At 72.7% G+C, this 11,038-nt stretch carries 3 protein-coding genes, 1 rRNA gene and 1 pseudogene; 4 read left to right on the top strand and 1 reads right to left on the bottom strand.

Features of this window, described 5'->3' with window-relative positions; genetic code table 11:
- The 3 genes and pseudogenes from rrf to ACYVO2_RS27185 form a co-directional block, all read left to right on the top strand.
- Positions 1 to 76: ribosomal RNA gene (rrf, locus tag ACYVO2_RS27195) — 5S ribosomal RNA — on the top strand; the annotation flags it as partial.
- Positions 77 to 193: 117 nt separating this feature from the next.
- Positions 194 to 1,141 (top strand): annotated as a pseudogene (locus ACYVO2_RS27190) (DegT/DnrJ/EryC1/StrS family aminotransferase); the annotation flags it as partial.
- Between the two features lie 92 nt (positions 1,142 to 1,233).
- The gene (locus tag ACYVO2_RS27185) at positions 1,234 to 2,211 is read left to right on the top strand and encodes a GlxA family transcriptional regulator (RefSeq protein ID WP_461010647.1); all 978 of its coding nucleotides are present in this window, start codon (positions 1,234 to 1,236) and stop codon (positions 2,209 to 2,211) included.
- Between the two features lie 44 nt (positions 2,212 to 2,255).
- On the opposite strand, the gene ACYVO2_RS27180 is transcribed toward ACYVO2_RS27185, so the two are convergent.
- The gene (locus ACYVO2_RS27180; RefSeq protein WP_461010652.1) at positions 2,256 to 4,919 is read right to left on the bottom strand and encodes a SpoIIE family protein phosphatase; all 2,664 of its coding nucleotides are present in this window, start codon (positions 4,917 to 4,919) and stop codon (positions 2,256 to 2,258) included.
- Between the two features lie 545 nt (positions 4,920 to 5,464).
- Between ACYVO2_RS27180 and ACYVO2_RS27175 the strand changes: the two genes are divergently transcribed.
- Positions 5,465 to 10,819, top strand: a complete 5,355-nt coding sequence (locus ACYVO2_RS27175) for a HAMP domain-containing protein (protein WP_461010651.1) — start codon at positions 5,465 to 5,467, stop codon at positions 10,817 to 10,819.
- Positions 10,820 to 11,038: the final 219 nt, after the last annotated feature.

Here is an 11,038-nt window from a genome sequence, read left to right as displayed (position 1 = left end):
GAACCCGGAAGCTAAGCTCTACTGCGCCGATGGTACTGCGGAGGGGACTTCGTGGGAGAGTAGGACACCGCCGGACTTTTTTTGTGAGGGCCTGGGGCCTTGTCTTCGGACAGGGACCCAGGCCCTTACGCTTGTTTCAACGCCGGTGACTTCTCTCAGTCACCTCGCGTTCACGCCGACCGGTGAGCATGCCGGTATGGTGATCCAACTCTTCGAGGCTGAGTTCGCCGAGCTGGTGGGTGGGCGGCACTGCGTGGCGGTGGACTCGGGCGCGTCGGCGATGTACCTGTCGCTGCTCGCGCTGGGGATCGGGCCGGGCGACGAGGTCATCATTCCCTCGTTCTCGTTCTCCGCGGCGGCCGACGCGGTGCGGGAGCTCGGGGCCGCCCCGGTCTTCGCCGACATAGAGGCGGACAGCTTCTGCCTCGACCCGGCCGCCGTCGAGGCCGCGGTGACGCCGCGCACCGCCGCGGTGATGCCGGTGCACCTCTTCGGACACCCGGCGCCCATGGACGGTCTGCGGGCGGTCGCCGAGCGGCACGGGCTCGCGCTGGTGGAGAACGCGGCGCACGCCCCGGCCGCGGCCGTGCGGGGGCGGGCCGTCGGCACGTTCGGGGCCGCCGCCGTCTTCAGTTTCCGCTCGGCGGGGATCGTGGCCACCGGAGACGGGAACCTGGCGCGGGCCCTGCGGGTGCTGCGCTGTCAGGAGCCGCAACTGCGGCTGGACGCGGAGGGCGCCGCCGCCGGCCGGGCCGAGCTGCGGGAGCTGCCGGACCGTACCGAGCGGCGCAGGGCCAACGCCAAACGGCTCGACGCGCGGCTGAAGGGCGTGGCCACTCCGGCCGTGGCCGACGGGGCGCACCACGTCTACCGGCACTACTCGGTGCGGGTGCCGGGCAACGGCCGGCCGGACCGGGACGCGTTCGCCCGGGCGCTGGCCGCCCGCGGAGTGCGGGGAGCCGTGCCCTACCCGACGCCGGTGCACCGGCAGCGGCCGTACCGGGTGAACGCGGACCTGCCGGAGACGGAGCGCGCCGCGGCGCAGGTGCTGGCGCTGCCGGTGGGGCCGTCGCTGACCCGCCGTGAGGTGGACCGGGTCGCGTCCGCGTGCAACGCGCTCGGCGGGCTGCTGACCCGCTGACGGGGTGTCGGCCGTCGTTCTGTCCAGGGGGCCTTGGCCGGAATCTTGGGCTGTCTGGCTGCCGGACCGGCCCGTGACTAGGGTCGGCACACATGAAACAGCAGTTGCCGCGCAGGGTGGTGATCGTCGGTTTCGACGACGCCGAGATGCTCGACATAGCCTGTCCTTCCGACGCCATGGACGCCGCCAACCGCCTGGGCGCCGCCCGCCCCTACCGGGTGGAACTGGCCACGCTCGGCGGGCGCCCCGTGCGGTGCAGCTCGGGCCTGTCCATCGCGGGGCAGCTCGCCCTGGAGAAGGTGGCCGGGCCCCTGGACACGTTCCTGGTCGCGGGAGGCGTCGGGCACGGGTCGGCGGCCGTGAACGGGCGGCTGCTGGGCGAGGTGCGCAGGCTGGCGCGCATCAGCAGACGCGTGGTGTCGGTGTGCACGGGCGCGCACGTGCTCGCGGCGGCCGGCCTGCTCAACGGGCGGCGGGCGACGACGCACTGGTCGCTGGCGGGAAAGCTGGCCGCCGCGTACGCGTCCGTGCTGGTGGACCCGGCGCCGCTGTACATACGTGACGGCAACGTGTACACCTCGGCCGGGGTGACCAGCGCGCTGGACCTGGCGCTCGCCCTGATCGAGGAGGACAACGGCCCGGAGCTGGCGCGCTCGGTGGCCCGTTCCCTCGTCACCTACTTACACAGACCCGGGAACCAGGCGCAACTGGGCATGCCGCCCGCGGCGCCGCTCCCGGAGCACCGGCTGGTGCGCACCGTGGTCGCGCACGTGCAGAACAACCTCAACGGCGACCTGTCGGCGCCGGCGCTGGCCCGTGTCGCCGGGGTCAGCCAGCGGCACCTCACCCGGCTGTTCGACGGGCACCTGGGCACCTCTCCGGCGCGCTATGTGCGGGTGGCGCGGACCGAGGCCGCGGCGCGGCTGCTGGTGTCCACGTCCTTACCCCTGACGGCGGTGGCCCGCAAGTGCGGGTTCACCTCCACCGAGACGCTGCGCCAGGCGTTCACCGACCTGTACGCGACCTCGCCCTCGGTGTACCGGAGCGTCAACCGGCGCAGCAGCGCCTGAGCCCCCGGTACCCGGGGGCTCTTCGCTGCCCGTGCCCGGGCGGGTCACTCCGGCTCGGGCACCCGCATCGCCAGGATCGCCATGTCGTCGGACGGGGCGTCCGCGGCGAAGCGCTCGACGGCGCGCTGCACCCGGGAGGCGACCGCGCCCGCGGTGAGGCCCGTGCACTGGGCGAGCACCTCCGCCAGGCCGTCGTCGCCCAGCATGCGGGTGCCCTCGCGGCGCTCGGTGACGCCGTCCGTCACGCACAGCAGGACGTCGCCCGGTTCCAGCTCGACGTTCTGCTCGACCAGCTCCAGCTCGTCCATGACGCCGAGCAGCGGCTGCGGGTCCGCGGCCGGGGACACCGTGCCGTCGGGGCGCAGCCGCAGGGGCAGCGGATGCCCGGCGCACACCACCTTCAGCAGCGTCCTGCCGTCCTCCTGCGGCCACATCTCGCCGTACAGCAGGGTGAGGAAGCGGCCGCGGGAGCCCTCGTCGAGGATGGCCGCGTTCAGGCGCTCCAGCACCGCAGGGCCGCCGAAGCCCTCGCGGGCCAGCAGGCGCAGCGCGTGCCGGGCCAGGCCGGTGACGGCGGCGGCCTCGGGGCCCGTGCCGCACACGTCGCCGATGGCGAAGCCCCAGCAGCCCTCCTTGATCGGGAACAGGTCGTAGAAGTCGCCGCCGACCTCGTTGCCCTCACCGGCGGCACGGTAGATGACCTCGACCTCCACGCCAGGGATGTGCGGCAGCTCCGGCGGCAGCAGGCTGCGCTGGAGGGACTGGCTGATGGCGGTGCGCTCCGAGTACAGGCGCGCGTTGTCCAGGGCCAGGGCGGCGCGGCGGGACAGGTCCTCGGCGAGCTCCAGGATCTCCTGCCGGAACCGCTCGTCGGAGGGCTTGCCGAGGGTGAGCATGCCGATGACGCGGTTGCGGGCGAGCAGCGGCAGCACCACCGTCTCCCCGCCGACCGCGGCCGCCGTGGCCAGCGCGGTGCCGGGCCCGGTGGCGGGCCGCCCGGCCTCGCCCAGGCCCAGGGAGCGCAGGGAGGCGCGCAGGGCGGCGGCGTGGGCGGCGTCGGACGGCGCGGTCCACTGGCGGGCGCCCGGGGTGGGGCGCTCGCCGGGGTTGTGCTCGGGCAGGGGCGGGTCGACGCGCTCCAGCAGGGCGCGCAGGCCGTCGATGCGGTCCTCGTCCTCGTGCAGCACGTACGCCAGCTTCGGCTCGGACCGCTCGTCGGCGAGGGTGTAGACGGCGCACCAACTGGCGAGGGTGGGCACGGTCATCTGCGCCATCAGGGCGAGCGTCTGGTCGTGCTCCAGGGTGCCCGCGAGCAGGTCGGACGCCTCCACGAGGAAGGAGAGCGAGCCCCGGCGGAGCCGCTCCAGCTCGTTCAGCCGGGCGCTCTCGACGGCGAGCGCGATGCGGTCGGCGGCGAACTGGAGGCGCAGCGCGTCGTCGTTGCCGTAGCGGCGCGGGGCCTCCGCGGCGACGCCGAGCGAGCCGGTGAGGCGGCCCTCCACCTTCAGCGGCACGGTGACCACCGAGCGCATGCCGGTGCCGGCCAGCAGGGGGACGGCGCCGGGGGCGACGGTGAGGTCGTCGTGGACGGCGGGCAGGCGGGCGCTGCCGTAGCGGCCGGTGCCCGCCTCCACCGGGACCCGGGCGAAGCGCTGGCGGGCGGAGGGCAGGCCCGTGGAGGCGCGGACCTCCAGCTCCGTCTCGTCGTCGGTGGCCAGCAGCAGGTAGGCGGCGTCGCCGTCGAGCATGTCGCGGGCGCGCTCCACGGTGCGCTGGAGCAGTCCGTCCAGGTCGTCGGGGGTGGGGGTGCCGATGAAGACCTCGAACGGGTCGGCGGAGGGGCGCTGCGGCCGGGTGTCCGCCTGGGACGGGCCCGCGCCCTCGGCGGCGGCGCGGGAGCCGGCGGAGCCGCGCGGGCTGAGCAGCACCGCGCGGTCGCTGTCGCGCACCAGCAGGCACACCGACGACGGCTCGCCCGAGGCGTCGCGGACCCGCAGATGGGTGCCGTAGACGGGCAGCACCCGGCCGGCGGCGCCGCGGATGCCGTACGAGCCCTCCCAGCGGGACAGGCGCAGCGCCTCGGCGAACCCGATGCCGGTGCCGGGGGTCTGCGGCCAGGCGGCGAGGTCGGCCAGCGGCTTGCCGACGACCTCCTCGGCGACGTGGCCGAACAGGGCGCGGGCGTCGTCGTTCCACGCGGTGATCGCGCCGCTCCTGTCCACCCGCACCACCGCGACCCGCACCGGCTCGTCGGCGACCGGCAGCGCGTCCTCGGGCAGCACGGGGCCGGCCAGCCTGGTGCCCGCGGGCCGGTCGGGCAGGTCCAGGCGGAACCACACCTGCTTGCGGGTCGGGCTGTACTCCACGCCCCACCGGCCGGCCAGCGCGGCGCACAGCAGCAGGCCGCGCCCGCCCTCCCGGTCGGGGTTGCCGCCGCGCCGCACGGCCTCCTGCACGGGCAGCTCGCGCTCCGGGTAGCGGTCGGCGACCTCGATGCGGACCGCGGTCTCGTAGCGCAGGCACCGCACCTCGGCGACGGTGCCCGCGTGCACGACCGCGTTGGTGACCAGTTCGCTGGTGAGGACCACCGCGTCGTCGACGACGTCGGTGTAGCCCCATCCCTGGAGGGTGTCGCGGACGAAGGCGCGTGCGGCGGCCACCGAACGCCCGACCGGTTCGAAGCTGGCGGCTGCCCGCGCGGTGATCACTGCTCTCCTCAGCTCTGCCTGGTCGTCCGCCGGCGCCTCGCCGTCGTGCGGGGGGACGTCCGTGGCCGCGGTGGTGGAGACGGCGCTCCCTGGCCCGCCCCCGTGCTGCCCCGTCCTGCCGTGCCGGCCGATCAAGGCGGAGCCCTCCCTCCCCGGCTTGCGTGTTGCGCGCCCGTCCAGGGCGGTCCGTGCCAGATTACTTACCCATCCGGGGGGTGTGTGTGCGGGTCGCCGGTGTTTTCCCTCCCCGGCGCGCCTCCCCGTAGCGGGGGATGCCCCGGGAACCGTTAGGGCCGACAGCGGGCATGGTGAAACACTGGGCTCCGGTCCATGCACGACCCGGGTATCTGGGTGAACCCTGCGGGAGGGACACGGTGGAGTCTGGCGCAGCGGCGCGCGGTGGTGTTGTCGCAACGGATGCGCAGCGTGGTTCTCGACGCAACGGCACGTCCGGGCGGGCGGCGACGGGCGCGCGGCCCCGGGCACGGAGCACCACCGAGGTGGACACCGCCTCGCTGAAGCGCCTGCTCGCGGCACTGGAGACGATGCGGGACGGGAACTTCCGCAAGCGCCTGACGGTGACCGGCGACGGTTTGATGGCGCAGGTCGCCGCGGTGTTCAACGAGGTGGCCGAGCGCAACCAGCACCTGACCGGCGAGCTGGCCCGGGTGCGCCGGGTCGTCGGCCGGGAGGGCAAGCTCACCGAGCGGCTGGAGCCGGGGCCGTGCGAGGGCGCGTGGGCGAGCGCGATCGACAACGCCAACGCCCTGGTCGAGGACCTGGTGCACCCGGTGGCCGAGGTCGGGCGGGTGCTGTCCGCGGTGGCCGAGGGCGACCTGGAGCAGCGGATGGAGCTGCGCAGGACCGGCCCGGACGGGGCGGAGCACGCCCTGCGCGGGGAGTTCCTCAAGGTCGGGCGGACGGTGAACGGCCTGGTCGACCAGTTGTCCACGTTCACCGACGAGGTCACCCGGGTGGCCAGCGAGGTCGGCACGGAGGGCAAGCTGGGCGGGCAGGCGCAGGTGCGCGGCATGTCCGGGAGCTGGCGCGACCTGACCGACTCGGTGAACACGATGGCGGCGCAGCTCACCGCGCAGGTGCGGGACATCGCGCTGGTCACCACGGCGGTCGCCAAGGGCGACCTGTCGCGCAAGGTCACCGTCCGGGTGGACGGCGAAATGCTGGAGCTGAAGAACACCGTCAACACCATGGTGGACCAGCTCTCGGCGTTCGCCGCCGAGGTCACCCGGGTGGCGCGGGAGGTCGGCACCGAGGGCATCCTGGGCGGCCAGGCCGTGGTGCCCGGGGTGGACGGCACCTGGAAGGACCTGACCGACTCCGTCAACACCATGGCGGGCAACCTGACCGACCAGGTGCGGGACATCGCGCAGGTCACCACGGCGGTCGCGCACGGCGACCTGTCGCAGAAGATCACGGTGAGCGCGAGCGGCGAGGTGGCGCAGCTCGCGGAGACCGTCAACGCGATGACGGAGACGCTGCGCACGTTCGCCGACGAGGTGACGCGGGTGGCCTCCGAGGTCGGCGCCGAGGGCAGGCTCGGCGGGCAGGCGCAGGTGCCGGGCGCGGCCGGCATCTGGAAGGACCTGACGGACTCGGTGAACACCGCGTTCAACAACCTCACCGCGCAGGTGCGGGACATCGCCCAGGTCACCACGGCGGTGGCCAACGGCGACCTGTCGCGCAAGGTGACCGTCCAGGTGGACGGGGAGATGCTGGAGCTGAAGAACACCGTCAACACGATGGTGGACCAGCTCTCCTCGTTCGGCGCCGAGGTGACCCGGGTGGCGCGGGAGGTCGGCATCGAGGGGCGGCTGGGCGGCCAGGCGAAGGTGCCGGGCGCCGCGGGCGCGTGGAAGGACCTCACCGAGTCGGTGAACACCGCGTTCCGCAACCTCACCGGCCAGGTGCGGGACATCGCCCAGGTGACGACGGCGGTGGCCAACGGCGACCTGTCGCAGAAGGTCGCGGTGGACGTCTCCGGCGAGATGCTGGAGCTGAAGAACACCGTCAACACCATGGTGGACCAGCTCTCGGCGTTCGCCGCCGAGGTCACCCGGATGGCGCGGGACGTGGGCACCGAGGGCATCCTGGGCGGCCAGGCCGAGGTGCCGGGCGTGTCCGGGGTGTGGGAGGACCTCACCGACTCGGTGAACTCCATGGGGCGCAACCTGACCAACCAGGTGCGCAACATCTCGCAGGTGACGACGGCGGTGGCGCGGGGCGACCTGAGCCAGAAGATCACCGTGGACGCGCGCGGCGAGTTCCTCGAGCTCAAGAGCACCGTCAACACGATGGTCGACCAGTTGTCCTCGTTTGCCGAGCAGGTCACCCGGGTGGCCCGGGAGGTCGGCACGGAGGGACGGCTCGGCGGGCAGGCCGAGGTGCAGGGCGTCGCCGGGGTGTGGCGGGACCTGACCGACTCGGTGAACTCCATGGCGGGCAACCTGACCGACCAGGTGCGCAACATCTCGCAGGTGGCCACGGCGGTGGCGCGGGGCGACCTGAGCCAGAAGATCACCGTGGACGCGCGCGGCGAGATCCTGGAGCTGAAGAACACCCTGAACACGATGGTGGACCAGCTCTCGGCGTTCGCCGAGCAGGTCACCCGGGTCGCCCGCCAGGTGGGCACCGACGGCATCCTCGGCGGCCAGGCGGACGTCAAGGGCGTCTCCGGCACCTGGAAGGACCTCACGCAGTCCGTCAACGAGATGGCGAACAACCTCACCTCGCAGGTGCGCAGCATCGCGGAGGTGACCACGGCGGTCGCCCGCGGCGACATGTCCAAGAAGATCACCGTGGACGCCAAGGGCGAGATCCTCACCCTGGTGAACACCGTCAACACCATGGTCGACCAGTTGTCGGACTTCGGTGACGAGGTGACCCGGGTGGCCCGGCAGGTCGGCACCGAGGGCCGCCTGGGCGGGCAGGCCCGGGTCCGCAATGCGTCGGGCATCTGGAAGGACCTGACCGACAACGTCAACCTGATGGCGAACAACCTGACCAACCAGGTCCGCAACATCTCCCAGGTGGCGACCGCGGTGGCCAACGGCGACCTGACCAAGAAGGTCACCGTGGAGGCGCGCGGCGAGGTCGCGGCGCTCGCCGACACCGTCAACGGCATGACGCAGACGCTGGCGAAGTTCGCCGACGAGGTCACCCGCGTGGCCTGGGAGGTGGGCACCGAGGGCCGGCTGGGCGGCCAGGCGAAGGTGCCGGGCGTGTCGGGCACCTGGAAGGACCTCACCGACTCGGTGAACAGCATGGCGCGCAACCTCACCGCCCAGGTGCGCAACATCTCCATGGTCACCACCGCCGTGGCCCGCGGCGACCTGACCAAGAAGATCGACGTGGACGCCCGCGGCGAGATCCTGGCGCTGAAGACCACCATCAACACGATGGTGGACCAGCTCTCCGCGTTCGCCGACGAGCTGACCCGGGTGGCCCGCGAGGTGGGCAACGACGGCATCCTGGGCGGCCAGGCCCGCGTCCCCGGCGTCGTCGGCACCTGGCAGGACCTGACCGTCGGCGTGAACGACCTGGCCAGCAGCCTCACCCGCCAGGTCCGCGCGATCGCCACCGTCGCCACGGCGGTCACCGAGGGCGATCTCACGCAGAAGATCGACGTGGACGCCGCGGGCGAGCTGAACGACCTGAAGAACAACATCAACCAGATGATCGACAACCTGCGGGAGACCACGCAGGCGAACCGCGAGCAGAACTGGCTGAAGACCGAGCTGGCCCGCATCTCCGGGCTGATGCAGGGGCGGCGCGACCTGAAGGACGTCGCCGCGCTGATCATGAGCGAGCTCACACCCGTGGTCGGCGCCCGGCACGGGGCGTTCTTCCTGGCGCAGCCGGTGCGCACCGGCGAGGGCGAGGAGGCGTCGGCGGAGCTGGAGCTGCGCCTGGCCGGCGGGTACGGCTACGTCACCAGGAGCATGCCCACCAGCTACCGGATCGGGGAGTCCCTGGTCGGGCAGGCCGCGTACGAGCGGCAGACGATCCTGCTGGAGAACGCGCCGCCCGGCTACCTGAAGATCTCCTCGGGGCTCGGCGAGGCCGCGCCGGTGAACATCGTGGTGCTGCCGGTGCTGTTCGAGGGCAGGCTGCTCGGGGTGATCGAGCTGGCCTCGTTCCAGCCGTTCACCAAGATCCAGCGCGACTTCCTCGACCAGATCGCCGAGATGATCGCGGTCACGGTCAACACCATCAGCGTCAACACCCAGACCGAGGCGCTGCTCGCCCAGTCGCAGGGCCTGGCCAGCCAGCTCCAGGAGCGGCAGAACGAACTGGAGTCCCGCCAGGCCGCCCTCCAGCGGTCCAACGCCGAGCTGGAGGAGAAGGCACGGCTGCTGGCGCAGAAGAACGAGGAGATCGAGGAGAAGAACCGCGACATCGAGACCGCCAAGCAGGCGCTCCAGGAGCGCGCCGAGCAGTTGGCGATGTCGGCGCGCTACAAGTCGGAGTTCCTGGCGAACATGTCGCACGAGCTGCGCACGCCGCTGAACTCCCTGCTGATCCTGGCCAAGCTGCTCGCCGACAACGCCGACGGCAACCTGTCGCCGAAGCAGGTGGAGTTCGCCGAGACGATCCACCAGGCGGGCTCGGACCTGCTCCAGTTGATCAACGACATCCTGGACCTGTCGAAGGTCGAGGCGGGCAAGATGGACGTCAGCCCCACCAGGATCGCGCTGGTGCAGTTGGTGGACTACGTGGAGGCCACCTTCCGGCCGCTGACGGCGGAGAAGAACCTCGACTTCGCGGTGCGGGTCTCGCCCGAGCTGCCGCCGATCCTGCACACCGACGAGCAGCGGCTGCTCCAGGTGCTGCGGAACCTGCTGTCGAACGCGGTGAAGTTCACGCACTCCGGGTCGGTGGAGCTGGTGATCCGGCCGGCGGGCGCGGACGTGCCGGTGGAGATCCGGGAGCAGTTGCTGGAGCAGGGGGTGCTGCGGGACCCGTCGCAGGAGATGATCGCCTTCTCGGTGGCGGACACCGGCATCGGCATCGCGGCCAGCAAGATGCGGGTGATCTTCGAGGCGTTCAAGCAGGCGGACGGCACCACCAGCCGCAAGTACGGCGGCACGGGCCTGGGCCTGTCGATCAGCCGGGAGATCGCGCGCCTGCTCGGCGGCGAGATCCACGCGGACAGCGAGCCCGGCCGCGGCAGCACGTTCACCCTGTACCTGCCGCTGGTCACCGAGGAGACGGCCGAGCAGCACTACCCGCGGCTGACCGCGCTGCCCGAGGGGCAGGGCGAGGGCGGCGACACCGGGCAGGAGGAGGCCGGCTTCGAGTCCGCCGAGGCGCAGCCGCCCGCCCACGGCGAGATCGAGCCGTCCGTCACCACCCGCAGCCGCGCCGGGACGGGCCTGGCCCGCATCCGGCGCCGCACCCGGCCCGAGCCCGCCCTCCCGCAGCCGCCCGCCCCGCCCTCCTGGCTGCACGGCCAGGACGAGCAGGAGGAACACGCGGAGGCGAGGTCCGGTTTCAAGGGCCGGTTCCGGGGACAGAAGGTCCTCGTCGTGGACGACGACGTGCGCAACGTGTTCGCGCTCACCAGCGTGCTGGAGCAGCACGGGCTGACCGTGCTGTACGCCGAGAACGGACGCGAGGGGATCGAGGTCCTCGAACAGCACGACGACGTCGCACTCGTCCTGATGGACATTATGATGCCCGAGATGGACGGGTACGCGACGACGGCGGCCATCCGCAGGATGCCGCAGTTCGCCGGGCTGCCCATCATCGCCCTGACCGCCAAGGCCATGCAGGGCGACCGCGAAAAGAGCATGGAGGCGGGTGCGACGGAGCACGTCACCAAGCCGGTCGACCCCGACCACCTGCTGACCGTCATCGACCAGTGGTTGCAGTCGCGTTGAGCGCTGCGGCACGGGGCGCCGCCGGGGCGCGCGGGAACTTCTCCGCCCCCGGCGTCGTTCACGGTGCGTGCACAGTGACATGGCGGTGACAGGGTGTGGCGGACGGCGGGGTGCGGCTACCATGACCGGCACGAGAGCGGGCGGCGCACAGGAGCCGTCCCCGGGGGCGGCGCCCGCCGCCTCCCCGGGCTCTTCGAGCAGGCAAGGCCCCATGTCGGG

Source organism: Streptomyces capparidis, from assembly GCF_054782095.1.
Note: the sequence above shows the minus strand (reverse complement) of the source record. Positions and strands in the feature narration are given on the sequence as shown.

What these genes read in the sequence shown, in the direction of transcription:
- ACYVO2_RS27175 (WP_461010651.1), top strand. Translation starts at nt 5,465, where the DNA reads ATGCGGGACGGGAACTTCCGCAAGCGCCTGACGGTGACCGGCGACGGT.
- ACYVO2_RS27185 (WP_461010647.1), top strand. Translation starts at nt 1,234, where the DNA reads ATGAAACAGCAGTTGCCGCGCAGGGTGGTGATCGTCGGTTTCGACGAC.